Source organism: Guptibacillus spartinae, from assembly GCF_028610625.1.
Classification (GTDB): Bacteria; Bacillota; Bacilli; order Bacillales; family Guptibacillaceae; genus Guptibacillus; species Guptibacillus spartinae.
The window spans coordinates 13,151-39,403 of sequence record NZ_JAQQWU010000015.1; the positions used below are offsets into that span (position 1 = coordinate 13,151).

Annotated in this window: 22 protein-coding genes; 17 read left to right on the plus strand and 5 right to left on the minus strand. The window is 39.3% G+C overall.

Annotated features, from left to right (window positions below; genetic code table 11):
• Positions 1–99: 99 nt before the first annotated feature.
• Positions 100–978, plus strand: a complete 879-nt coding sequence (locus tag PQ511_RS19670; RefSeq protein WP_273853682.1) for a LysR family transcriptional regulator — start codon at positions 100–102, stop codon at positions 976–978.
• 143 nt (positions 979–1,121) lie between these two features.
• Here the strand turns inward: PQ511_RS19670 and PQ511_RS19675 are convergent, their stop codons facing one another.
• The gene (locus PQ511_RS19675; protein ID WP_273853684.1) at positions 1,122–1,523 is read right to left on the minus strand and encodes a hypothetical protein; all 402 of its coding nucleotides are present in this window, start codon (positions 1,521–1,523) and stop codon (positions 1,122–1,124) included.
• Between the two features lie 112 nt (positions 1,524–1,635).
• Here PQ511_RS19675 and PQ511_RS19680 point away from each other — a divergent pair, with 112 nt between their 5' ends.
• On the plus strand, positions 1,636–2,469 hold the full coding sequence (locus PQ511_RS19680; protein ID WP_273853685.1) for an SPL family radical SAM protein: 834 nt from the start codon (positions 1,636–1,638) through the stop codon (positions 2,467–2,469).
• Positions 2,470–2,540: 71 nt separating this feature from the next.
• On the opposite strand, the gene PQ511_RS19685 is transcribed toward PQ511_RS19680, so the two are convergent.
• Positions 2,541–3,704, minus strand: a complete 1,164-nt coding sequence (locus PQ511_RS19685) for a S1C family serine protease (protein ID WP_273853687.1) — start codon at positions 3,702–3,704, stop codon at positions 2,541–2,543.
• A gap of 22 nt (positions 3,705–3,726) precedes the next feature.
• Positions 3,727–4,884: a zinc-ribbon domain-containing protein gene (locus PQ511_RS19690; RefSeq protein WP_273853690.1), complete on the minus strand. Its 1,158-nt coding sequence runs from the start codon at positions 4,882–4,884 to the stop codon at positions 3,727–3,729.
• A gap of 630 nt (positions 4,885–5,514) precedes the next feature.
• On the opposite strand from PQ511_RS19690, the gene PQ511_RS19695 reads away from it, so the two are divergent.
• The 12 genes from PQ511_RS19695 (at position 5,515) to PQ511_RS19750 (ending at position 19,149) form a co-directional block, all read left to right on the plus strand.
• On the plus strand, positions 5,515–6,099 hold the full coding sequence (locus PQ511_RS19695; RefSeq protein WP_273853692.1) for a TetR/AcrR family transcriptional regulator: 585 nt from the start codon (positions 5,515–5,517) through the stop codon (positions 6,097–6,099).
• A gap of 1 nt (position 6,100) precedes the next feature.
• Positions 6,101–6,424 carry a DMT family transporter gene (locus PQ511_RS19700; protein WP_273853694.1) on the plus strand — a complete coding sequence of 108 codons (324 nt, stop codon included), beginning with the start codon at positions 6,101–6,103 and terminating at the stop codon, positions 6,422–6,424.
• 12 nt (positions 6,425–6,436) lie between these two features.
• Positions 6,437–6,754, plus strand: coding sequence for a DMT family transporter (locus PQ511_RS19705; protein ID WP_273853696.1), 318 nt, complete (start codon positions 6,437–6,439; stop codon positions 6,752–6,754).
• 56 nt (positions 6,755–6,810) lie between these two features.
• The gene (locus tag PQ511_RS19710) at positions 6,811–6,939 is read left to right on the plus strand and encodes an RAxF-45 family protein (RefSeq protein ID WP_273853698.1); all 129 of its coding nucleotides are present in this window, start codon (positions 6,811–6,813) and stop codon (positions 6,937–6,939) included.
• Between the two features lie 186 nt (positions 6,940–7,125).
• Positions 7,126–8,967, plus strand: a complete 1,842-nt coding sequence (gene abc-f, locus PQ511_RS19715; protein WP_273853699.1) for a ribosomal protection-like ABC-F family protein — start codon at positions 7,126–7,128, stop codon at positions 8,965–8,967.
• Entirely contained in the window at positions 8,964–9,764 is an 801-nt protein-coding gene (locus tag PQ511_RS19720) for an AAC(3) family N-acetyltransferase (RefSeq protein ID WP_273853701.1), read from the plus strand. Before abc-f (PQ511_RS19715) ends, PQ511_RS19720 begins: the two co-directional genes overlap by 4 nt.
• A 237-nt stretch (positions 9,765–10,001) precedes the next feature.
• On the plus strand, positions 10,002–11,843 hold the full coding sequence (locus PQ511_RS19725) for a PAS domain-containing sensor histidine kinase (RefSeq protein ID WP_273853703.1): 1,842 nt from the start codon (positions 10,002–10,004) through the stop codon (positions 11,841–11,843).
• A 106-nt stretch (positions 11,844–11,949) separates the two neighbouring features.
• On the plus strand, positions 11,950–12,804 hold the full coding sequence (gene coaW / locus PQ511_RS19730; protein ID WP_273853705.1) for a type II pantothenate kinase: 855 nt from the start codon (positions 11,950–11,952) through the stop codon (positions 12,802–12,804).
• A 464-nt stretch (positions 12,805–13,268) separates the two neighbouring features.
• On the plus strand, positions 13,269–13,943 hold the full coding sequence (locus tag PQ511_RS19735) for a response regulator transcription factor (protein WP_273853707.1): 675 nt from the start codon (positions 13,269–13,271) through the stop codon (positions 13,941–13,943).
• Positions 13,940–15,298, plus strand: coding sequence for a sensor histidine kinase (locus PQ511_RS19740; protein WP_273853708.1), 1,359 nt, complete (start codon positions 13,940–13,942; stop codon positions 15,296–15,298). Before PQ511_RS19735 ends, PQ511_RS19740 begins: the two co-directional genes overlap by 4 nt.
• Before the next feature lie 177 nt (positions 15,299–15,475).
• A complete protein-coding gene (locus PQ511_RS19745) occupies positions 15,476–18,547 on the plus strand; it encodes an efflux RND transporter permease subunit (RefSeq protein ID WP_273853710.1) in 3,072 nt (1,023 codons plus the stop codon).
• A 101-nt stretch (positions 18,548–18,648) separates the two neighbouring features.
• Positions 18,649–19,149 carry a carboxymuconolactone decarboxylase family protein gene (locus tag PQ511_RS19750; RefSeq protein WP_273853713.1) on the plus strand — a complete coding sequence of 167 codons (501 nt, stop codon included), beginning with the start codon at positions 18,649–18,651 and terminating at the stop codon, positions 19,147–19,149.
• A 76-nt stretch (positions 19,150–19,225) separates the two neighbouring features.
• Here the strand turns inward: PQ511_RS19750 and PQ511_RS19755 are convergent, their stop codons facing one another.
• Positions 19,226–20,977: an N-acetylmuramoyl-L-alanine amidase gene (locus PQ511_RS19755; protein WP_273853715.1), complete on the minus strand. Its 1,752-nt coding sequence runs from the start codon at positions 20,975–20,977 to the stop codon at positions 19,226–19,228.
• A 551-nt stretch (positions 20,978–21,528) separates the two neighbouring features.
• Between PQ511_RS19755 and abc-f (PQ511_RS19760) the strand changes: the two genes are divergently transcribed.
• Positions 21,529–23,205: a ribosomal protection-like ABC-F family protein gene (gene abc-f / locus PQ511_RS19760; protein WP_273853717.1), complete on the plus strand. Its 1,677-nt coding sequence runs from the start codon at positions 21,529–21,531 to the stop codon at positions 23,203–23,205.
• Here abc-f (PQ511_RS19760) and PQ511_RS19765 read toward each other — a convergent pair.
• Entirely contained in the window at positions 23,202–23,384 is a 183-nt protein-coding gene (locus PQ511_RS19765) for a hypothetical protein (protein WP_098442379.1), read from the minus strand. The genes abc-f (PQ511_RS19760) and PQ511_RS19765 overlap by 4 nt on opposite strands.
• A gap of 128 nt (positions 23,385–23,512) precedes the next feature.
• Here PQ511_RS19765 and PQ511_RS19770 point away from each other — a divergent pair, with 128 nt between their 5' ends.
• Together PQ511_RS19770 and PQ511_RS19775 are read left to right on the plus strand one after the other, a co-directional pair.
• Complete coding sequence (locus PQ511_RS19770) at positions 23,513–24,247, plus strand: MOSC domain-containing protein (RefSeq protein ID WP_273853789.1); 735 nt, start codon at positions 23,513–23,515, stop codon at positions 24,245–24,247.
• A 261-nt stretch (positions 24,248–24,508) separates the two neighbouring features.
• On the plus strand, positions 24,509–26,206 hold the full coding sequence (locus PQ511_RS19775) for a M3 family oligoendopeptidase (RefSeq protein WP_273853719.1): 1,698 nt from the start codon (positions 24,509–24,511) through the stop codon (positions 26,204–26,206).
• The last annotated feature ends 47 nt before the right edge of the window (positions 26,207–26,253 follow it).

A 26,253-nucleotide genomic window follows, 5' to 3' on the forward strand; every position in this document is an offset into this window, starting at 1 on the left:
ATTCGTCTTGTTTTTAGTCTATCGTTTCGTTATGATTATGACTAATAAATTATTAAGAAAGAATCAATTATGATTCACTATCAATAGGAGTGCGAAGAGATGAACATCAATTGGCTTAAAACATTTGTTGCGGCTGCCACTTATGAAAATTTTAGAGAGACCGCAGAGAAACTATTTCTTGCTCAACCAACCGTAACGGTGCATATTCAGCAGCTTGAAAAGCAGATTGGGAGCAAATTGTTTATGAAAAGTGGAAGAAGAGTTGTTCTTTCTGAAGCAGGAAGACAGTTTTTACCTCATGCAAGAGACATGATGGAGCAGTACGAGCAAAGCTTACGCCATATGAATGGGTGGCGACAGGGCTACCATCGCAAATTGACGCTCGCAGTATCTCCACTCATCGCAGCAACTGTACTTCCAAGTGTGCTGCAGCAATTTATGAAAGCATATCCTTCCATAGAAGTTGTTGTGAAAGTAAGTGAATCTAATGAGATTGGTGGTATGATTGCTAGAAATGTGGCTGATTTTGGGCTTTCCCGCATGCAATCGGTACTGACACATTTAATGAGTGAGCAAGTCGGTGCTGATCCAATCGTTCTTGTCGTGCCACATGATGGGGGTGACGCTGAAACAAGTCTTCCTCTTTCCCTAAATGATTTTTGTACACAGTTAACGCTATTAACACATAATCATCCTGATTACTGGGATGACTTACTGGTTGAGTTAAGGTCAAAGTATGAAGGTATACGGACGATGGTGGTATCACAAGTTCATATTACGAAAAGATTTATTGAGGAAGGGTTGGGGTTTTCATTTTTACCACGTTCTTCCGTTCAACGAGAGTTGTTTGAAGGGAGGATGCTACAAGTAGATACGAGCGAAATTAGACTTCCAGAGGTTCACACCTATCTAATTTATCATCACTTATCGAATGAAGCTTTAAAATTCAAGGAATTTATTGAACGGAGCCTCCAATAAAAAGCCCGATCAGCGTCCTGATCGGGCTTAACTCTTATTTTCCGAGTGTGAAATAAGAGTGTGGGATAGGTGCGTGAGTATAGATCCTATGGCTAGCTTTCACGCTTTCCTAGTATGTGTGTATATAAAAGTACTATTCATGTTTAATAAGAAGAAAGTCCCCAGATCGTCCACTTATTATCTTGGCGTGCTGCAAAAAGATGCATACGGCTAGGTAGCTGTGCTGACTTCTTCGTTACGAGTACATCAATTAAGTAAGTGTAATCCGCCACTTTTTTCTTGCATGTTTTTAAGGCAGGTTTGTAATAAGGCGATGATTTCTTTAATGGAGAGATGCTTATAATTTGCCATGTTTTAACGTCTTGATTTGCTGACAGTAGTCCTGGTAGAAAAGCATTCGCTTTAGAGGGAAGCCCTCGTTTAAATTGCAGTTCTTGCACAGCAGAGGGACATTCTCCCTGAAGAAGCTGAACTGGACCCGCTGCACTCGAATAGGTTGGGAAGAGAAAGAAAATAATGAGTGATGCGCTAATCAATCGCTTCATTGGACATTCCACCTTTCTATGCTTACCGTGTCCAATAACTACTAAATTAATTCAATACAATCGAATGTATGTTCGTTTTGTGGTATACTGAATGCGTAAGGAGGGAGCGAAATTGAAACCTTCAATTGAAACAAAAACGGCTCGATCAATCTTAACAAAAGGTACTGGATTTCTTCATGGGTATAGTCATACACTTAATCCTTACGCTGGATGTGCGTTTGGGTGTTCGTATTGCTATGTTAGAAGAATGCCGATATCCCTATATCGAGAAGAAGATTGGGGTGCCTGGGTAGATATAAAAGAAAACGCAACTGATCTTGTGAAGAAAGAAATCCCGAAAGCACGTAAAAAGGGACGGGTATCGATCTTTATGTCGTCTTCTACAGATCCGTATCAGCCAGTTGAACATAAGACGCATTTAACAAGAGGGTTGTTAGAGGCGATGATTGAAGAGAGTCCTGACTTTTTGTTTCTTCAAACTCGGTCTCCACTCGTTACGAGAGATATCGACCTTTTAAAGCAATTTAAGAATAAAATTCTTGTGAGTATGACGGTTGAAACGGATCTTGAATCCGTTCGCAAGATGTTTGCTCCATCAGCACCGCCAATTCCAGCCAGGTTAAAAGCACTTAAAAAGTTACGATCTGAAGGAATCCCTGTACAGGCTGCTTTGGCCCCTCTATTACCATGCTCTGAGCAATTTCCATTAACGTTAGCTGAAGTGACAGATCGTGTGACTTTAGATGACTTTTTTATGGGAGATGGAAGTGGAGGAAAACGGACGGAGCAGCTGGGCATACGTAAAATCTTTGAAGAAAATGGTTTGAAGGATTGGTACGACCGGCAAGCTTATTTGAAAATAAAACGTCGTTTAACAGAGGTATTCCCAGAGAATTCCATTTATATATCTCAAGAAGGGTTTTATCCTCCAGATGGAGCGGATTAATAAAGGATTCTAAATACAAAGCCAACGCAAAAAGGCTAGAAGTGGCCCTTCTAACCTTTTGCGTGGCGTCATTACTTCAATTTTTCTGCTTTCCCTTTAAGGATTTTTAATTGGTCATTTTCATAACCGACTTGATAGGTAACGTTGTAAAGGGAAGTGGTTGTTTTCTTATCCTCTGTTCGTTCGTTTGCTTTGATGGTTGCTGTCACTTTTACTTCGTCATTCGTTTGATTTAAGCTTCCGGTCATATTTGATACTTCTACATGGAGAGTATGAAGATAACCTTTTCGAAAATCTTCATAAGCCATCTCACTTTGCCAGCGGCTTCCAAGCAGTGAGTAGGCTGTCACATAGTCCTGAGTGGAAAGACTTTCATAAAAGTAACCAATAAGATAAGTTGCGTTGTTCTTAAAATCCTCTCCCGTAAGTCCTTGCGGTGTCGTGACTTTTTCTTTGCTTTTATCATCTACCGTTAACTCCACCGGCTTATTAGACCAATCTTTGATTTGGGCGATTACGTTTGGAAGCGGGATACTAAAACCAATAGCACCTGAATCTGTACCCGCGGAATTAATGGCAATCGCTTCCCCAGTCGTTGCATCGATAAGAGGGCCACCGCTATTTCCTTTTGTAATCGGTGCGGATATTTGATAAATATGTTCATAGCGATAAGGTTCTAAAATAAACTCTCGGTCAAGACCGCTAATAATCCCCGTAGTAACCGTGTTCTGTAGTCCGAGTGGACTTCCAAGTGCGATAATATTATCCCCAACTTCCGCTACACGCTCTTCGGCTACCGGGAGAGGCGCATTCTCTTTTAGGCCCGGTACGCGAATAACGGCGACATCGGTAGTATCCCCCATACCGATTATTTGGGCTTCGAATTGTTTGGCATCGGAAGTTTTAACAATGATTTTCTCTGCGCCTTCGACAACATGAGCATTTGTAATCACGTCACCATCCGTATTATATAAGAAGCCAGAGCCAGAGGATGTGCCATCTTTTAAACTTACTTCAATTTGAACGACGCTTTTTTGCGTTTCGTGAATAACGGACTTTAAATTCGGCTCATCTGCTTTCCTTTCGGAAGAATCGTTTTTCTCACCAAGAGAAGAAGTAGCTTCAACGGTTGTACTGTTGTAGGAATCATGTAAAAAATAAAAGCCTGTGGCACCTCCAATTAAAATGATGAGTGTGCCGGTCAGGGATAGTAGTACAGCTATATTCTTAGACATCCGTCTGATGTACTCCTTTCAGTTAATCCAAGTACCATGTAAAGTGATCAATTTCGACAGTGAATTCATCCAGGTTCTCGACATCTTCATCAATATCATATAGGACGAAATCAAATTTCCCTGTATCATCAGGAAATAATTTGTCAGGATTAATATACACTTCTCCTTGATCAAATTTTTTACCATCCCCATCTAATACCTTGTAGGAAGCTCCGATCGAGTTTACAGGAACAGTCGCTTTGCTCGTCACTTGACCAGTTACTTTTAATTCATTGTAGTCCGTTATTTTGGTTTTTAAGTCAGTTAGTTCGATGGCGCTAGTGCGATTCATTTCTTCTTCTTTGGCGGCAACGACCATGGCATGTTCAATACGCTTCTGTTGCTCCTCTTCAAAAGAATTTCTTCTTTTTTCGATAACAGTTTTCAAGTTTGATAATTTTTTGTGGTCTTTGTTGATTTCCAAACCTTCTTCAACAGCAGTCAATGCTTCTGTAAAATGGTTTTCTTCTAAATATTGATTGGCTTCATTTATGGTGAAGTCGATTAGTTGATTGCGAATTTGGCTAGCGATTTCCTGTGCCTCATCAACCTGTAACGTTTCTGCTCTCGTTAAGACAGGCTTTAATTCATCAATCGATTTTTTACCTTTCATGTCATACTTTAACTCAGCAACCATAACGGTTGTGCGAACAGAGGCAATTTCTTCTTGTAAATAAGAGGAAACCTCGCCTTGATAAATAGATGTTGTATGTTCAGCTTGTCTTATCAACTCGAGTGCTTCTGAATAGTGATCTTGTTGCCTTTCTTGCTCCGCTTGTTTAAGGGATTTCTCAACGTCAAGTGCGGTATCTATAATGGCTCTATTTGTTTCCGCTGCAGGAAAATGCGGTCGTTTTTGTTGAACGTCTTTAAATTCTTTTTGGGCTGCTTTAAAATCCCCATTTTTCGCCAACTCTTCCCCTTCTTCAAATGAGCGAACCGCTGATTTTGTTACGGATTCTTCATAAAGGTAATAGCCAGAAAGGGTGATAGCGATAAGAAGGAACATCATCACTGGTAACCAACGCCAGAGTGCGGAAAGGCTTCGTGTCGATCTCGTTTCTGTAATAAGCTCTTTTCCGCAAGAGAAACAGAATTGTTCATTATCGCCTCTCTTTTTTCCACAATGTGGACAATACATTCTTATTCCACCTGCTTTCAATCTCAATCACTAGTTATATTCTGACACATTTTTCTCATGAGGGAAATATCTTTCAAGGTGTTGTTGATGAATTGAAATATAAAGCAATTTTCACGCAAATTTTGTTCCTTTCCCATTCCAATAGGAAGTCTAGGATTGATTCAAAAGACATAATTTTAACAAGTGCGAAGGAAAGTGAGTGAATAGTCATGGTCCTAAGATCCTCATCCTATCGAAAAGGATTAATATCATACGTTCGACCTGTGTGCTAAGGACCTGTTCACACCAGATTCCCTTTGATAAGATAACCCTAAGACCCCCTTTCAAATATTCCGTTACCAGGAAGACCGGCTTATGCCGGTCCTTTTTTTGTCATGACGGATGAACAGATGGAAACGAAATTCCTTTCAATAAAATGCTTCTTTTTTGAAACCTAAACTGATCCCTTATCGTCTATATAATTGAAAACCCTTATTCCCTTAGATGTAGCTACCAAAGATCTTCTGCTGGTAGCTACTTTTTTCTGTGCTTTGCAAAAGTCATAAAATACTGCTATAATAGCTAACGAACGGTAGGCTAAAGCCTGCGTTTTTATTTTAATATAAACTAACGAACGGTAGGTAGTGTGGAATGCAAAAAGATTCAACTCAAGATCGAATTAAAGAGGTTGCGCTCATTTTATTTGCGCGTAAAGGGTTTGAAGGAACTTCCCTTTCAGATATCGCATCAGGGGTTGGCATAAAAAAGCCATCTCTTTATGCTCATTATAAAAGTAAGGAAGATCTCTTTTTAGGAGTTATTCATAAAGTGTCCGTTGATTATAATGCGTTCGTTATAAAAACGGTCGAAGAGAGAAGGGATCAGCAGCCAGAAGATCAGCTTTATCATCTTCTTTACAACAATACAAATTATTTACGAAATGATGAAATGGGGCTGATTTTTAAACGAATGATGCTCTTTCCACCAGAATCCTTAAGAGCAGATATATACGATATGTTTGAAAAAACAGAGAATGTGATGAGAGAGGTTATTAAGTCAATCCTTATAAAAATGGTTCCCGAGGAAGAGTGGGAGCAAGTTTTTGATGCGTATTTGTGTTTGCTTGATGGCGTGTTTGAACAGGTTTTTTATTATTCACCTGAAGAGCATCAGAAGCGTTTAGAAAATTCATGGACACTATTTATTCAAGGGGTTCACCGTAAGGAGGAGATTTAGCATGGCATGGGTTTATCTTGTTATAGGTGGATTGATGGAGGTTTTATGGGCGATCGGTTTAAAATACTCTGAAGGTTTTACAAACCCAGTCATTAGCCTGTTAACGGTTGTCGGAATTGCGACTAGCTTTTACTTTTTTTCAAAGGCATTAAAATATTTACCTGTAGGAACAGCTTATGCGATTTTTACGGGACTTGGCGCCGCGGGTACGGCAGTAATTGGTATGATGTTTCTAAATGAATCAATCAGCTTCATTAAAATCTTTTTTATACTATTGCTTATCTCTTCCATTATTGGCTTAAAGCTAAATGCGAAGGAAGCATAGGAGGGATCTACTATGGCATGGATTGCACTATTAATCGCTGGACTTGGTGAAGTTGGCGGCGTTATTAGCTTAAAGTTATCTGAAGGATTTACAAAACTAAAACCTTCTATATTTACTCTGTTATTTGGTTCAATTAGCTTTTTTATGTTGTCTTTATCTTTAAAGGCACTGCCAGTAGGAACGGCCTATGCGATTTGGACGGGAATCGGATCAGCAGGAAGTGTTTTAATTGGGATGTACTGGTTTAAGGAGCCAAAGAACCGGATGCAGTTAGTATTGATTTCCTGTGTTGTCATTTCGGTTGTCGGTCTTCGTGTAGCAGAGGGTTGATTTTGTCAGATCATTCAGATAGAATGGAATTATTAATTAGAGGAGGTGAGGAAGAGATGTCTAACGCTTTTGTTCGTACGGAATTTATGGAATATGTATCGATTTGCCGTGCGATTTTTCATGAAGTTGTTATCAACGGGACAAGTGTGTCCAATTTTAACAACTTCATAAGAAAACAAGCGTAAGGCTCTCTTACCCTACTTCAAACGGAATGGATCAATGAACAATCAAGAGAGCGGCATTATTGCCGTTCTCTTTTTCTTTAAGTTCGTGAAAGAACTCAGAGAAAATGAATTCCAAGTTTAACCACAGGTGAGGTGTACGCTTACTTGTGGTTTTTTTATGTTTTTTTAGAAGAAAGGATGAAAAAAATGATATGTACAGCACAGGAAATTAGTAAAATGCTTGGTGGAAACAGCCTTTTTGAGAATCTTTCTTTTGAAATAATGGAGAAGGACAGAGTTGGCATCGTAGGGAGAAATGGAAGTGGAAAAACGACATTGTTACAGCTTTTAGCTGGGATTGAAACGGTAGATCATGGAGTCATTCACTATAAGAAAGGAACAAACGTTGGCTACTTGGCGCAAATTGCGAGTGATTCTGAAGTGGAAGTAAAGGAAGTTCTGAAAAAAGCATTTACTAATCTTATTACCATGCAAGAGCGGATGAATGAGTTGGAATCGGAAATGGCTCGGGGGGATGAGAGCGACCGTACGTTAAAAGAATATGGACATTTGCTCGATGCTTTCACAAGAAAAGGTGGTTATGAAATCGAATCATCGATTCAACATGTGGCAAACGGGCTTGGCATTCAAAGTCTTCTTGCAACCTCTTTTCATCAGCTTAGTGGAGGAGAGAAGACAAAAGTTGGCCTTGGTTTCTTGTTACTTCAGGAACCCGAATTATTGTTACTAGATGAGCCAACGAACCACCTGGACGTGGAAGCAGTGGAGTGGCTAGAAGGATTTATGAAGCAATACAAAGGAACAGTGATCATTGTCTCACATGATCGTTACTTTCTTGATGAAGTGGCTACGAAAATAATGGATCTTGAAGATGGAGAACTACATGTTTATAAAGGAAATTATAGTGATTTTGTCGAACAGAAGGAAAAAGTGTTGATGGCCGAGTTTGCAGCCTATCAAGAGCAGCAAAAGAAAATTAAAAAAATGAGGGAAGCCATTAAACGATTAAAAGAGTGGGCAAATCAAGCGAACCCGCCAAATGCTGCGCTTCATAAACGAGCGAGAAATATGGAAAGAGCGCTCGAGCGCATGGATAAAATCAAGCGCCCCATACTTGAACGCAGAAAAATGGGGTTAGCATTCGATTTAAATTCTCGTAGTGGTAAAGATGTTGTTCGTTTTGAAGAGGTATCGATTGGTTATGAGAATGTCGTATTAGTGAAGAAGATCAACTGGCATATCCGGTATGGTGAACGTGTAGCCATTGTAGGGAAGAATGGAAGTGGTAAGACGACAATGATCCAGACATTACTTGGAACCATTCCACCTCAAGAAGGAAAGGTTAACATGAGTGGAAGTGTTAAAGTGGGTTATCTTTCTCAACATGTTCTAAAAGAAAATGGAGATGAGAGAGTGATTGATGTCTACCGCGAGACAGCAAAGGTTTCTGAATCAGATGCAAGACATGAGTTAGCCAGGTTTTTGTTCTACGGTTATACCGTATTTTCAAAAATCTCGTCGTTAAGCGGTGGGGAGAAGATGCGCCTTCGTTTAGCCCAGTTGATGAGTCAAAAGCTCAATTTGTTAGTTCTTGATGAACCAACAAACCATTTAGATATTGACTCAAGAGAGGTTCTTGAAGATGCACTCGACAAGTTTACTGGAACCATCATTTGCATCTCTCACGACCGCTATTTTTTGAACAAATGTTTTCCAGTAACGTATTGGATTGAAAACCAAGATCTTCACCACTATCTTTATCCTTATAGTGAAGCGAAGCAGAAACACTTGAAAGCTATCGAGGGAGCAGAGAGAGCCACGCTAAAATTGAATGAAACGCAAACGATTCCAGTGGGGATAAGGGCAGAAGTACAAGTAGAACAATTAGAAGCACGACTTTTTGAAATTGATCAGAGGCTTGGCGTGATCAATTGTGAAGTAGAGCATCATTCCTTATCCGTCGAGAAAGAAAAACTTAGCAAGAAACGCGAGCATTTATATGAAGTATTAATGGGGGAAGAGAGATGACAGAACAAAAAACGATTCATACGGTATGTATACCACATACAGTCAGTAGTCTTGTAGCGGACTTTCAGGAGTTAGGGGTAAAAGAAGGGATGACAATCATCGTGCATACATCTCTTAGTTCACTTGGATGGGTATGCGGAGGAGCCGAAGCGGTTATTCAAGCCCTTATGGAAGCGGTTGGGAAAGAGGGAACGCTTGTCATGCCGGCTCAATCAGCGGGCAATTCGGATCCATCAGAATGGATGGCTCCACCTGTACCTGAATCCTGGTGGCCGATTATTCGTGAAAATATGCCGCCCTACTCGAAAGAGACGACAGCAACAAGAGGGATGGGGGCAGTGGCTGAGCTTTTCAGACAGTTTCCTGGAGTAGTGAGAAGTGAGCATCCGATGTATTCATTTTCAGCGTGGGGAAAAGAAAAAGATTACGTAACTGAGAAACAGCTACTTCAAGCTGGATTTGGAGAAAAATCTCCGCTTGAGAAAATTTACGAGCTGAATGGAAAAATTCTTCTTATCGGTGTTGGGCATGATAGTAATACCTCTCTACATTTATCTGAGCATGCCAAAAAAGATCAAGTTCGAGTAACAAAGTCAGCGGCAATGATAGAGAATGGGGAGCGAGTATGGAAAACCTATCAGGAGATCGACTACGATTCCGATTGTTTTGAAAAGATCGGTTATGAATTCGAGCGAACGGAAAGTTATCAAAAAATGAAAATGGGTAGTGCTATATGTAAATTATTTAGTCAAAGAGAGATGGTTGATTTTGGACGGGAATGGTATGCAAAACGATAATAGTTTGTCTTTTATATGATGACTAATCATATCTTTAGGAATTAGTACTTTAGGAGTGTATGTACTGCCCACCAACTTCATGGATTTAACGAAAAGAACTTCTTGAGAGAGGTTCTTTTTTTTATTATCAGGCAACTATGCAGGAAAATGCGTCTCCTTACAAGAAGATATGATTGACACATTTTTCTCCCTCCAAAGACCCATTTATTTTACTATCATTTTTTAGAAGGAGTAGCTATGACTTATAACAAAGACCATATTACCTATAAAAGTTTGAGCCCTCCTCCTGACGATGTAATAAAAGAAGAGAGGGATAAGATAACGAATTTAGTGAAGTATTATGAGGGCTCCACTACAGCTCTTGTTGTTCAAAAGAATGAGAAGTGGTTTTATCTAAATACTGCAGCTGTTTATCTTCTTGGCTATAACGATTCTAGTGAATTAGAAGGAAAGTCGATTTGGGAAACGATTCACCCATCAGAGCGAGAACTGGTTTTAAAGCGAATTGAGGCATCAATCAACGGAGTTAATCCTGGTGCTTTCATTCAAAAATGGATAAAGAAAGATGGATCCAGCGTTTCTGTTGAGGTGTTAGCGATTCCAGTGGAGAATTATCTTGGTCAAACGTCAGCAATCATAAAAGAGGTGGATCAAGAGAGCAAAAAGGTGCAGGAAATGTACACAAACTATGAGCTTATTACAGAGAACATGAATGAGATTATTAGTTTACTTGATGCGAACGGAAAACTTCTATACGTATCGCCATCTTATCGTGAGTATGCACGTGGAAGCATTGACGATGAAATAGGGCGAAGTTCGATTCGATATATTCATAAGGAAGACAGGGAGCATGTAAGAACAGAATTTTTTAAACTGGTTAAATTTCGCAAGCCGTTAATGATCAAATATCGCATGCAACGAAAGGATGGGGTTTTTCGATATATTGAATCCCAGGGGACTTGCATCTTAAACGAAGAGAAATGCTCTTACGTTGTCGTTTCAAGAGATGTGACCGAAAAACACTATGCTGAGATAAAACTGCAATTAAATGAGAAAAAGCATCGGATGATCCTTGAACACAGCAATGACTTAATTTGCATGATGAACGATGAAAGAACTTCTGTCTACGCCTCACCTTCCTATAAAGAAGTACTTGGTTATGAACAAAGAGAAGTAATTGGGAAGGATATTTTAACGTTTATCCACCCTGAAGATTATGAGAAATGTCAGAAAGCCATTCAAACATTGATGGAAACGAAACAATCCATTACCATTGTTTATCGAAAAGTGCATGCTTCTGGACACAGTGTTATTCTCGAAGCTAAGGGGATGGCTGTTAGCGAGGGAGATGGACAAGTGACTCATTTTGTATTTATATCTAGAGACATCACTGAAAAGGTTCAGCTCGAGCAATATCGAGAAAACATTGATAAGTTAGCAATCATTGGAGACGTAGCGGCTGGTTTTGCACATGAAATTCGAAATCCGCTTACGTCAATTAAGGGTTTCTTAAGGCTTTTAGCGAAGAAGGACGCAGAAGATGATGTTATGTATCATCAGATTATTGAAGGAGAACTTGCCAAAATAGAAGAGGTAATAAATGGTTTTATTTCCCTTGCAAAACCAGAGGCAGGTGAAGTTGCTGAGGTAAGCTTATTAAAACTCATTAAAAATGCCATTAACGTTCTGACAGCACAAGCTGCTTCAAAAAATATTAGAATCAATATTAGCAGTCAGTTAAAATCAATCGTCATTTGTTGTCAAAAAAACCAAATGAAGCAGGTATTTATTAATATTCTTAAAAATGCAGTTGAAGCGATTGAAGAGAATGGACAAATCGATGTGATATTGGAAGAAAATAATAATGTCGTTTCCATTGAGATCCATGACAATGGAATAGGAATTGAAGAAGATAGGCTTGAGCGGATCGGTGTACCGTTTTATACAAATAAAGAAAAAGGAATAGGTCTTGGGATGACCGTTAGCAATAAAATCATTACAGAACATGATGGCAGTCTTAGGATTGAGAGTAGGCCAGGAGAAGGTACAAAAGTCCTTATTCGCCTTCCGAAAAACTAATCTCCCTCATAAACCTCTCTATCTTTCATAAGGTAGAGAGGTTTGTGTCTAGCAGAATACATAGGTGTAAACAACGCTATAGCCGACTATTGAAAGAGGGGATAATATGACTGATCTTGTTGGAATCGATGCTGGTGGAACGCTGATTAAATCCGTTCACATCAAGCAAGGAGAATATGAATTCAACACGTTTATATCGAGTGACATGGATAAGGTCGTGACGTGGCTTAAGGATGAACATCCTGAAGCAAAATTGATGATCACTGGCGGCAAACAATCCGTTCTTGCTAAATTAGTTGAAAATGAAGTTGAATTGGTTCCTGAATTCGAGGCGACCACTAGGGGCGTTCGAGCGATTTTAGGAATAGCACATCATCTTACGTTACCGAATGAATACTTAGTCGTAAATGTGGGTACGGGAACTTCGATACATGCCATTAATGATAAACGATCTGAACGACTTGGAGGCTCTGGTGTAGGTGGCGGAATGCTTATGGGACTTGCTTACTTATTAACAGGGCGAACAGATTTTCAGGAAATTATTCAACTAGCAACAAAAGGAGATCGGCATGGTATCGATTTGAAAGTAAAGGATATTTATGAAGGTGCGTCTCCAATTAGTGGAGAGTTGACTGCAAGTAACTTTGGATTTATTGAGCGGATAAAGCACGAAGAAATACAGGATGAAGATATATTGGCCACCTTAATTGGGATGATTGCTGAGTCGATTTTAATGATGGCGATTCCATTTGCAAAAACCATTTCTACCTCGACCATTGTTTTTATTGGTTCTACTTTCATTCGAACCCATTGTTTAGAAAGCAGCTTGAGCATTTTGAGGAACAGTTTGATATCAAGTTGTACTTTCCGCATCAGGGGCAATTTAGTGGAGCAGTCGGAGCATTGTTATATCGTTAAAACATGCTTCTTTCGAAAGAGTAGGAGGAAAAAGGGGCATTGAGATTAAGCCCTTTTTTTATGCTTATAAAGTTTTAGGTATTCAAGGCAGTGGATTAATGATTGTATCTTTATAAATTTCAAAAGAGCATAGATGGGACCATTTCTCCAATCTCCAAGATGTAATTCAGTAGAAATCATTAAGAAAGGGTTATTCTAATAATATAGTGCGTTTTTTGGATCACAATAAGAGCAATAAGAATATAGTCGACAATGATTTTCGATTTGAACGTTTATTTCTTCATGAAAATTCCGATCATGTCAGCATACAAACCGCTAAGGGAATATTTTGTGATAAAGAAAATGTAAAGCCAGTATATTCATCATATTGATAGAAAAAGCCGTTAAATACATGTATTTGGCTCCATCTCTGCATAATAACCCTCACTGATTCAATATTTATTACTCGTTCATATTCTATTCATACTTTTGAAGTACACTATTCATATAGAAAAGGAGCTAGTGATAATGATTACGATATTAGTTGCAGATGATGATCAAAACATTCTAGATTTAATGGCATTATACATAGAAAAAGAAGGTTATCTAGTTAAAAGAGCTTCAGACGGAAAAGAGGCAGAAAAAATTCTAGAGGCTAATAAAGTAGATTTAGCGGTTATTGATATTATGATGCCACATATTGATGGCTGGCAACTATGCGAAGAAATTAGAACATACTACGACATTCCGGTATTAATGGTTTCGGCAAGGGGGCAGGCATCAGATAAAGTGAAAGGCTTTAAACTCGGAACGGATGATTATATTGTGAAACCATTTGATCCTATTGAACTCGTCATGCGTATAAAAGCATTATTACGAAGATATCATATTCAAAGCGAACAAAAGTTATCAATTGGGTTGTTTGAAATGAATGCTGAATCATATGACGTAGTACTTGGGGGTGAAAACATTTCTTTGCCCAAAAAGGAGTTTGAGCTTCTATTCAAATTAGCAAGCACGCCAGGTAAGTTATTCACAAGAACTCAGTTGATTGAATCAATATGGGGATATGATTTTCAAGGAGACGACCGAACGGTAGATGTTCATGTGAAACGAATCAGAGAGAGGTTTCATAGGAGAGAAATCCCTTTTGTCATTAAAACCATGCGTGGATTGGGCTACCGTCTGGAGTTATTAAAATGAAGCGATCGATCTATCTTAGGAGTGTAGTCATTTATATTGGGGTTGTTTTAATCAGTGTCATACTTTCATTTTGGATTATGAATGTTTTCTATATTGATGCAATCCGAGATCGTTTCCAAAAAGACATTACAGAAGTAGGACGTCAAACGATCGCTTTATATGAGAAGTCGAGCTACACTGACCCGTCAGAATTCATTTCAGATATTCCGACGTTTAATTACACTCTCATTCTTTATGATGAAGGTGGAGAAATAATCACTCCTAATGTCAATGGGAAGTGGTCCATATCCTCAAAACAAATTGATAAGGTTTTGAGTGGAGGAATTGTTCGTGAGAAAGATCGGTCAGTATCGCCTCCTTCTCAACTAAATATCGGATTACCATTTCAGGAAAATGGTAATCGTTACGCACTTTTTATTAGACCTGATCTTTCGTTTGAGGAAAATTCAATTAAACGAGTGATGCTAACGACTTTACTACTTGTACTTATTATCGGAAGCTCTATTTTTGTCATTTTAATGAGGTTTGTCGTTCGTCCAATTCAGAACCTCACAGAAGCGACAAAAAAAGTGGCGGTAGGTGACTTTACTGTTCGAATCAATAGTAAACGTCAAGATGAATTAGGTGACCTTTCAAGAAGTTTTGATCATATGGCACATGATTTAAGTCATTTAGAGGAAATGCGTCAGGAATTCGTTGCCAATGTTTCTCATGAAATACAGTCCCCGCTAACGTCGATTGGTGGCTATGCGAGAGTATTACAGGATAATAGGTTAGGTGAGCTTGAGAGAAAAAAATACCTTGGGATTATTCAAAAAGAAACAGAGCGCTTATCCAAGTTAAGTGAAAATCTTTTGAAGATGACGACACTTGAGGCAGAGAATCCGTTGTTACACTTAAGAATCTATTCCCTTGATGAACAAATAAGAGAAGTTATTGTAGCTCTTGAAGCGATGTGGGCTGAAAAAAGTATTGAGGTTCAGCTGGAATTAAAGAAAGTCAAAATCGAAGCCGATTATGATCAACTGAGCCAGGTTTGGATAAATGTGATTTCAAATAGCATTCGGTATACTGAATCAAATGGTGCTATTTCTATTGAAATGAAAGAGAAATTAGGAGAAGTTATTGTTGAAGTGACAGATACAGGCTGCGGTATTCCAGAAGAAGACCAGACACACGTATTTGACCGTTTTTATAAAGCGGATAAAGCAAGGTCGAGTAATGGAGGTAGTGGCCTTGGTCTTGCGATTGTTCAACGAATTGTTCATCTTCATCAAGGAAACATCATGCTTGAAAGTAAGTTAGGTATTGGTACAAAGATCACAATTTCACTCCCTAAAGAAAAAGCGAAATGAAACGGAAATGTTTCTTTTCGCTTTTTTTTATTTCTTCATAGTGAAAAGGTCTATATAGGGCTTGTCGGGTATGGGAGGGAGGTATGAACTCGTACTGATATGAAATAAGTTTGTTCATAGTGCGTTCATTTACGCATCGTATACTAAACCCAGATAAAGAAATAAGGAGTGAATAAGATGAAATTTCTTACTAGGTTTAGTTTAAAGAATTCGATTGGTGTTCTACTATTAACGATTCTTGTATTGGCAGCTGGAATCATTTCTACTAACCAGATAAAAGTAGAGACATACCCTGATGTCACATTCCCTGCGCTCATTATTCAAGGGGTCTATCCAGGTGCTTCAGCAGAGGCAGTTGAACAGGAAATTACGACGCCCGTTGAAGATCTACTCAAAAATAGCACAAAGTACGATGACTTAACGAGTACGTCCTCTGAAAACGCTAGTGTGATCTCCCTTATGTACCCGTTTGGAACGGATATTGAGGAAACGAAACGAGAACTAGAAGATATCGTTTCGAAAGCGGAACTTCCAGAGGAAGCGGAGGTTGAAGTTATAAGTATGTCCGCTGGGGCTACGCCAGTATATGAGGCGGCGCTCTCATCAGCAAACGCAGATGATCTTCAACAAAAACTTGAAGAGGTCATCGTTCCAGAGCTTGAAGGACTTGCTGGTGTGAATAGTGTCAGTTTAAGCGGAATAAAGGAAACAATACTTTCTATTGAAGTGGATGAAGAGAAGGCAAGTGAATATGGTCTAACGTTAAATGATATCAATGATAAGTTAAAACAGAATGAATATAGCCTGCCACTTGGATCAGTTGAAGAGGAAGATACGACGATCCCAGTGAAACTACAAGGCTCCATTAAATCTCTTGATAAATTGAAAAACACTAAATTTGTAATCGAAAGCGGTCAATCGCCACAAAGTGCACAGCAAAGATCCCCACAAGAAAGTAAGGAAGTTGTTCTTGCAGATTTTGCTGAAGTAACGGAAGTATCAGAGAAGAAAGAAATTTCTCGGTTTAATGGACAGGAAAGTTTTCTTATTCAGGTAACAAAAAGTCAGGATGAAAATACGAAGGACGTTGTCGATGATGTGAAGGAAGTCCTTGGAGAATATGAAACGAATGACGTGGAACTCTTCACCATCCTAGACCAAGGTGAAGAGGTAGAGAAGTCAATTTCTTCTCTACTTAAAGAAGGGGGATTCGGCGCACTGTTCACCGTCATTGTCATTCTCTTGTTCTTAAGAAATATTCGCGCAACGATTATTGCCATCATTTCTCTTCCGATTTCGATTCTAGGAACAATTGCCCTGCTTGATCAGTTTGGCTATACGTTGAATATTATGACCCTCGGTGGACTAGCAGTTGCTGTTGGGAGAATTGTCGATGATAGTATTGTTGTCATTGAAAATATCTATAGATGGCGACAGGAGAATAAAAAAGATTTGTCTAACAAAGCACTAACCTACTATGCGACTAAAGAAGTACTGGGAGCGATTGCTTCTTCGACAATTGCGACGCTCGTTGTGTTCTTACCACTCGCGTTTGTTGGAGGGATACTTGGTGAATTCTTCAGGCCATTTAGTTTGGCTGTCGTTTTCTCAATCTCAATTTCACTTTTAGTTGCACTGATGTTGATTCCGGTGTTAGGGAGTGCATTCTTTAGAAAAGTAACGCATCACGAGAAGGAATCAAGATTAAACCATTTATATGAACGTTTTATCAGAGGGGCACTTAAGAAAAAAGTGCTCGTCATTGTAACATCCGTTCTATTACTAGTAGGTTCACTTGCCATGATACCGGCTTTGGGCGTTTCCTTCCTGCCAGCTGGAGAAAGTGATTCTTTTGAACTAAATGTATCGCTACCAGCTACAACACAGCTTGACAATACAAATGAGGTTGCAAGTCAAATTGAAGGCTACCTGGATGAAAAAGAAGAGATTGACTACAGCCAGGTATCCATCGGATTATCAAGTAGCCCTATTCCAGGAGAAGGTGGAGGACAAACGAGAGAAAATGAAGCGACTGTCTTTGTAAAGCTCAACAATAGTGATGAGCTTCAAAGTACGATGGAAACGTATGAAGAAGATGTTCAAAACATTGTAGAAAAAGCCTATGAAGAAGGCACTGTTAAAGCGACAGAAGTCCAACAGGAAGGCCCACCGGCTGGGAACACAATTGATGTTAGCTTGTATGGAGATGACCAGGAGAATCTAACAGAAGCAGCCACTCAAGTAGAGGAACTCTTAAACCAAGATAGTGAGTTAACAAACGTATCGAACAACCTCGAAGAAGTTCAACCGAAATGGACCATGTCGCTTACAGATGAAGGAGAAGAAGCGAATGTTAGTCCATTCCAGCTTATGCAGCTTGTAAATAGCCGTTTGCAACCACTAGATGGTGGAACGATCGAAATCGATCATCAGAAGTGGGATATGTCTCTCTCTTATAGTGATGAAGTAACATCAAAGAAAGAGCTGGAAGAGCTTCAGGTTCCAACAGCAAAAGGAATAAAGACATTATCAGATGTGGCCTTAATTGAAGAAACAACAGCACCAGTAACGCTTTATCATGATGAGGGGAGGACATCTGCTGCCATTTCAGCTGATATCAAATCAGATGACACAGCAAAAATTACACAATCTGTGGAAGAAGACCTCCACGTGCTTTCCTTACCAGAAGGCGTGGAAATGGAAGTTGGCGGTGGCCAGGAGATGATTACGGATGGCTTCGCTGATCTTGGACTTGCGATGGTTGCAGCGATCCTTCTTGTATTCTTTGTATTAAGTCTCACATTTAGAGGGATTATAACACCGATTGTGATTCTATCTTCCTTGATTTTTGTTCCAATCGGCTCATTAGCGGGACTACTTATTGCGGGTCAAACTCTCTCTATGAGTGCAATGATTGGGATACTAATGCTAATCGGTATTGTTGTCACAAATGCAGTAGTGTTACTCGATCGCGTTGAGGCGAACCGAAGGAACGGTTTAGAACTGACAGAAGCTCTAGTTGAGGCTGCGAAAGTGAGGTTGCGCCCTATCATTATGACGGCGCTAGCAACCATTTTTGCCCTCATTCCTCTCGCACTTTCAAATTCAGCATCAGGTCTCATTTCAAAGGGACTTGCGATTACAGTAATAGGCGGACTGACGACTTCTACCTTATTAACACTCGTTTTTGTCCCTGTCTTTTATGCGATGATCGGAAAATATCGTCGAATGAAAAAAGAAACATTTTAACATTGACAAACCCTGTTGTGTTTCGTTGCACAATGGGGTTTTTAAATAAAACCTTAGAATCTTTGTTATGATATAGAATGGATAAAGAAAGGATGATCGAAATGCCTTGGATTAGACCAGCGAAGCAATCCGATATAAAAAAACTTGAAATCTACAAAGACCTTGAACACCCTGTTCCAGTATTTAATCGACTTATTGCAAAAAGTCCTGATATTTTTTCAGCATTTATGCCTTTAGCAGATGCTGTTAAAGCAGGTGTGCTAAATGAATTAGAAACGGAAGCTGTTATCGTATTTGTTTCTAAATTAAATGGGTGTGAATTTTGTTATACAGGCCATGGAAACTTATTAAAAGAGATTAGTGATGAAGAAACTATTCTTGAGGAGCTTAACCAATATGAAAGCTCAAATGCCTTCGAAGCCCATCTTAAAAGTATTTTAAGTTATGCTGAGAAACTTATCACGAATCCGAAGAGTTTGGAGAAAGCGGATCTAGAGAAACTAAAAGAACACGGCTATAGCGAACAAGAAATTGTTGAGATTAATCAACTGATTGCCTATACATCCTATACAAACCAAACGTCAATTGGTCTTGGTCTATAAATAATTCGCTGAATTTATTACATGTTAGTTATTCGAAAAAAAGGAACCTCCTAATTGGAGGCTCCTTTTTTTACGCTTACTTTGTTTTATAATAATCTAACACACCTTGATAAATACCTTCAGCAAGTTCTTCTCTATACTCTTGGGTAAGAAGAAGCTTGTATTCTTCATTATTCGTTAAGAAACCAACTTCAACAAGAACACTTGCCATTTTTGATTCTCGGATGACGGAGAAGCTCTGGTTCTTTACTCCACGATTACTAGCTTCCGTTACTTCAATTAGTCGTTTTTGAATGCTTTCTGCAAGAGCTTTACTTTCCGCTGAGCTATATTTATCGTACCAATACGTTTCAATTCCGTGAGCTGCTTCACTAGCTGCGTTTGTATGCACGCTAATGAACGCATCAGCATTTAAGTTATTGGCGATATTGGAACGCTCTCTTAACTCTAAGAAAGAATCATCTCTTCTCGTCATGACGACGTTCGCTCCAGCGGCTTTAAGCTTTTTCTCAAGATAAAGGGCAACATCCAGGTTGATGTCTTTTTCTAATAGTTTGCCATTGTTTGCACCTGGATCGTGATCGCCGTGTCCTGCATCAACAACGATCGTCAGGTTATTTAAAGAGTTGCTGCCCTTCAAAATTAAATAACCACTATGAACATAAGCCACTTGACCTTGATAGTTAATTTTCGCCCAGTCGCCAGCGTATCCGTAGATGGCGACTTCTGCGTTACGTGGGAGTGCTCCGATCTTTGTTCCATTTATTTCAGGTGAAGTGCGAACATTTAAGCTTGAAGCTGTTACAATCCCTGTTTCTAAAACAACCTCTTCCGCTTGATCCTTCATTTTATAAGAATTCACGATACTTGTCGAAAGAGCACCTTCTCCACCTAGTACCATTAAAGAAGACGCATTTTGATAAAGATAGGTTTGAACGTCAGAAATTGGCTTTACATCATGAGCTAAGACGACAGGTGAATTGAACTTTTCTGCTAATGAGGCGCCTGCTACAGCATCAGGATAGTCCTCTTTATCTACTTGAACAGAAGTTCCTCTTGCAAGAATGTAAGAGGAGCTTGAGGCAAAAAACGCTTTGTTCACTGCAAGATTTGTTAGAAAGCGATCTTGCCCTGAAAGACGAACCACTTTCTTGCCTTGCTGCTCTAATTGGGTGCGTACGTCCTCTGTTAGGACAGAAGATCCGCCAATTAAATAGACTGTCTTAATACTTGAAGGCAGCTTAGGTGCCTTTGAAACAGTCGATAAATAAATCGGATAATTTTTAATAGCTGCTACGCTTGATGCGGAAAGAGAGTCAGCGACTTTCATACCATTAACAATAATCGCTGTAGACGTTTGATCAAGTCCAGCGGCTTCGTTAATTGCGTTAGCCGTTTCAAAACGATTTGATCCCTTCACACGTGAAACGGTGTATGTTTTCTTTAGTTCATTTTCAACTTCTTGACTAACTGCTGCTGTACCGCCAAGGATATAAACCTTTTTTGTTCCTAAACGATCTAATTCTTTTGCAACGTTAGAATCGAGTTTTGTTGACCCGGTTAAAAGAATAGGAGCTTGTTTCGCTCCAGCTAAACCAGAACTTGCTAGTGCATCAAAAGGCATATCTGCACGAGTCAAGATCACAGCTTTTTCAGAGGTTGTTAGTTTTCCAGGTGAGACCCTTTTAGAAATTTCAATCGCAGTTTCAATGCGATTCGCTCCACTAATTCGTTCTACATTATCGCTTGCTGATGTTTTGTCTGGAAAACTCATTCCTGTAAAAATTAAAATAACGGCCAGCATAAATATAAAAAACTTACTCCGCACGATGTGTATTCCCCCATATTGTATTTGTCTAGTTTCTTATGTACGTGGTGACGGCTCAACAACGAACAAACTAGCCTCCCTTCAAAATAGTATCAAATGGAAAGTATTTCTTAACTATTTTTAATATCGGTCACGAATATGAGAGATTATAGGGTCCTTTTGTACTAAAAACAGATAAAAATCGACTATTTTTCTTTTTTGCTTCTACAAATTTCGAGTCTAGTCAATTTTGATCTATTAGGAAGTAGCACATGGTAAGATTGACATCGCTTACTCTTTTCATTAAACTAATGACAACGAAAAGACGAAGGGAATGGTTAAGGAGCGATGAAAAACTAATCTTATTTATTCAGAACAACTTTCAATAATTGAAATTGAGATTCTGGAGAATAGGATTAGTCTGCCCTTTTAACCCCCAAGCTAGAGAGAACATGCTTCTTTAGGTTGTGTTCTTTTTAGCGTACATGGGAATGTGGAACGACAAGCCTCTCCAGAAAATGGGGAGGTTTTTTTCTCCCCAAAGCATTTGAACGAAGAATGGGGGAGATCCAATGAATGTAATGGCAATCAGAGGACTAAAAAAAAGCTTTGAAGAAAATCATTTATTTGATCAAGTCAATCTCGATATCCATCAGGGAGAGCGTATTGGTATTGTCGGACCTAATGGTGCTGGTAAAACAACCCTAGCGAGGATTTTCGTAAATGAGATTGAGCCAGATCAAGGGACGATTTCGATTAAAGGGAAAATTGGTTATCTCAAGCAGTCGATCGATCAGGAGGAGAAGATAGGAGAACTTCGATTGGATGCCAATTCTATTGACTTCAAAAGAGAAAAGGAGTTAGGTGTTGGAGCAATTCATGTAGATTCCGAGAATTTAAGCGGTGGTGAAAAGTTAAAACTAGCTCTCACGAAGATATGGTCGCTGAGTCCAGATGTATTAGTTCTCGATGAACCAACAAACCACTTAGATGAAAAAGGTGTAAATTGGTTGATTCGAGAGCTTCACTCCTTTCATGGTGCGGTTCTTGTTATCTCTCATGATCGTTATTTTCTAGATCAAACGATTAATCGCATTCTTGAAGTAGAAGCTGGAAAAATTAGTGATTATCAAGGAAACTACTCGGCCTATCGCATCGAAAAGCAAAAAAGATATGAAGATCAGCTGCATCATTATGCCGTACAACAAAAAGAAATAAAGCGGATAGAAGACCAGCTTGCTGGATTAACGAACTGGTCAGAAAAAGCACACCGTGATTCAACAAAGCAAGATGGCGCGAAAGAATATTATCGAATGAAAGCAAAGAAGATGGATCGTCAAGTGAAATCAAAGCGAAAACGACTGGAAAAGGAGTTACAGAAAAATCAATTTAAGCAACCTGAACAAGGAAAAGAAGTGCATTTTCAGTTTCGGGCAAACGACTCACGTGGCAAGCGTGTTATGGAAGCAGTTAATGCCGGGAAATGTTATGAGGAACGGTGGTTGTTTAAAAATAGTTCTTTTTATATGAAGCACGGAGAAAGAATTGGGGTCATTGGGGAAAACGGGTCTGGGAAAACGACTTTATTAAGAATTCTGCTAGGATTGGAGCAATTGAGCGAGGGAGAAGTGTGGAAAAGTCCATCGCTCAAAGTCGGCTATCTTTCACAAGATGTCCATGACCTTCCAGAAGAGAAGACCTCAATTGAGGTTTTAGATGTCGCAACGAAAGAAGAGATCTTTCAAGCAAAATCACTACTTGCTTCGATGGGAATAGAGCGAGAGCGAACCAATGCCACCATCGATCAACTCAGTCTTGGAGAACGAACAAAACTTAAGCTGACGCGGTTGTTGATGAATCAATATGATGTATTAATCCTTGATGAGCCAACAAATCATCTAGATTTACCTTCACGAGAACAGCTAGAGTATACTCTTCAAGAGTTTACAGGTAGTTTGTTAATCGTGTCACACGATGTTTACTTCATGGAAAAAATGTGTGATAAGCTGCTCGTTTTTGAAAATCAAAAAGTAAAAAGAGTGGAGCATTCTTTATCGCAGTATCGGGCTCGTCCAAAAGAAAAAAGCTTCTCTGCTTCTTCAAAAAAGAGTGAAGAACAAAAGATGCTTTTAGAAAATGAAATTTCTGCCCTTATTAGTAAGATTAGTTTATTACTGCCTGGTGATGAGAAAATAGCCGAGCTCGACGATAAACTTGCGATATTACTTGAGAAGAAGAGGTCACTTTAGACGTCTTCTACTGCAAAAAAGCGTTCTACTGAATACAAATCGGCTTTTGGGTGATTACGAAGAAGGACGTAGCCTTCACGCTGTGCTTCTTCGAAATTATCATACTCGTCTTCCGAATGAAAAATCGCTCGACGTCTTTCGTTATAGAGGGTAATGGAGTAGTATTCTTTAATTTCCATTCATCTCTCTCCTTTTTCCTATGTTTTTACTAGTTTTATGCAAATCTCTTATTGTTTATACTAGAATTATAGAAAAAATGAGATTTCTTCGCTTTGGTTACACTAAGGAGAGAGGGGAGTGGATGATCATTCATATCGGAACAATAAGTGAAATTATGCGTCATCCTGTAAAATCAATGACAGGTGAAGTGGTGTCGGAGACAATGGTTATGAATTACGGGCTGTATGGTGATCGCAGTCATGTCATTTTAGATGAGAAAGAATCGTTTTTTACGATTACACAGTTTCCATCTCTTGTGTGCTATCAAGCATCATTTCGCACATCAGAATCACTAGACGCGTACCCTGAGCCATCCATTGTGACACCAGAAGGAGAAACATTTAAATGGTCGGACGTTACCTGGTTAAAAGACCTCGAAGAAAAAGCTTCCAAGCAATTAACAAAAAAAGTTTACCATCCTGAGCATGTTCCGATTGGACCGATCGAGGAAGAACACCTTTTGGTCGTAACGGATGCTTCACTTCAAGCATTATCGGAATCATGGGGCAAACAAACCGACGAACGGCGGTTTCGGCCAAATCTAAAACTCAATTTATTGGAGAAAATCCCATTTATCGAACAAACCTGGGAAGGAAAATACTTGAGAATAGGTGAAGAAGTACTCATTCAATTCGTAAAGCCCTGTGAACGTTGTATGATTATCACAGTTGACCCCGAATCCGGAGAGAAACAGCCAGGATTATTGAAGAAGGTTGCGAAAGAACACAAGAATGTCTTTGGAATGTATGCTCGAGTGATTCGACCTGGACAGATAAGTACGAGTGATCAAGTGTGGCTCCTAGATAAAATTGAAGTGATATAAGGATGAAATTCCCATTAGCGATTTGTTGTTTTTACGTTAGAAATAACGTTGATCAGGGTACAAGTAGTAATGAAGCCCCGTCTTTGGATGGGATGCTTCGATTTCCACACAGGAGGGGTCCCATCCACGGGGTGGGGGCCCATTTTTTTGTCTTTTTACTTATCAAATGTGCTCATTATGACTTCACGTGAATGATAGGCTGTCAGAAAATTCTGTGGTAAACTATGGAATGGTACATAAAGCATCTTAAGGGGGAAGAAGATGAGTACGTTTTACGTTGAAAAATATGATTTTAAGAACCCATCTCAATTAGAGGAGGCGTTTAAATCTCTTCTTGATCAGCCAATTCATTCGGCTGATGAACTAGAAAAATGGGTAATGAATGTATCAGAATTAATGGATGGCGTAGCGGAAGGTCTGGCTGGGCACTATATTGATTTCCAATGCCACAGTAATAGCGAAGAAGCGAAGAAAGCCATTGAGCATGATCAAGAAAATATTGAACCAATGGTGAAGCGCTATGAAGGGGAATTTGATAAAAAGTTTCAGAGCTCCCCTTATAGACTGGAGCTTAACCAGGAGTATTACAAGCAATATCTGCTTCGAAAAGAAAATGCGATGGCGCTTTTCAATGAAGAAAATATTGATTTGGAAGTGGAAGAGGACCGAATTGTCAATCGGTATTTTGAGCATACAGGGTCTCTTTCGTTTCCTTGGAACGGACAAGAGAAAACGCTTAGCGAAATGTTCCTTCTAATGCAGGACGGAGATCGTTCAATTCGTAAAAGCGCGATGGAAGAAATCTTTCAAACGTTATTAACGAAGAAAGAAGAGTTACAAGAAATTATGGATGAGCTAATTCAGCTGCGTCAGAAAAAAGCTGAAAACGTGAATCTACCGAACTACCGCGATTATATGTTTAAGAAATACGAGCGTTTCGATTATACACCTGAAGATTGTAAAGCACTTGCAGAAGCGGTTCGAAAGCATGTTGTCCCTTTAAAGGAAAAGTTACAGAAGAAGCATCAGCAGGAGCTTGGAATCAAAGAGTATAAGCCATGGGATACGAGAGCTGTTCCAGAAGATAAGCAACCGCTTCGTCCTTTTAACAAAATCGAAGAGCTAATTAAAGGCACATCTGATATTTTTGATCAGCTGTCTCCACGCTTTTCTTACCTTTTAAATGAGATGAATGAGAAGGGGGCACTTGACCTTGAAAGTCGCAAAGGAAAGGCACAGGGCGGTTTTTGTGAGTATTTGCCGGTTTCAGAGCTTTCCTTTATTTTCATGAATAGCACAAAGTCACAAGATGATTTTATTACCCTTCTTCACGAAATGGGTCACTGTATTCATAATGATTTTAAACGTAATCAGATGCTGTCCGCCTATCAAGATACGCCGATGGAGTCAGCTGAGCTTGCGAGTATGACAATGGAACTTCTTACGATGGACTATTGGAATCTCATGTATAAGGATGAAAAAGAACTACTCCGAGCTAAGAGAGAGCAGCTTGAAGGAATCATTCTCTTTCTTCCAAATGGGATCGTGGTGGATCAGTTCCAACACTGGATGTATGAAAACCCTAACCATACGAGCAAGGAACGAAGTGAGAAGTATATGGAGCTTTCCCGTACGTATGATTCTTCTTTCGTGGATTGGACAGGGCAAGAAGAATGGATTCAAAATAATTGGCAGCTCATTCTTCATATTTTTGAAGTGCCGTTTTATTATATTGAATACGTGATTGCGCAACTTGGCGCTATTCAGATGTATCGCCAGTATCGTGAAAACCCTGAACAAGCACTTGAAAATTATAACCGTGCCTTATCACTAGGAAGCTCGGTTTCGTTAGCTGAAGTTTATGAAGCAGCTGGTATTCACTTTGACTTCTCTGAAACGATGATCAAAGGATTAATGGACTTCATTGCAATTGAGCTCGAATCAATACCTGAAGACTGATGAAAAGCCCCTCTCCGAATAGGAAGGGGCTATTTGATGTTCTACCA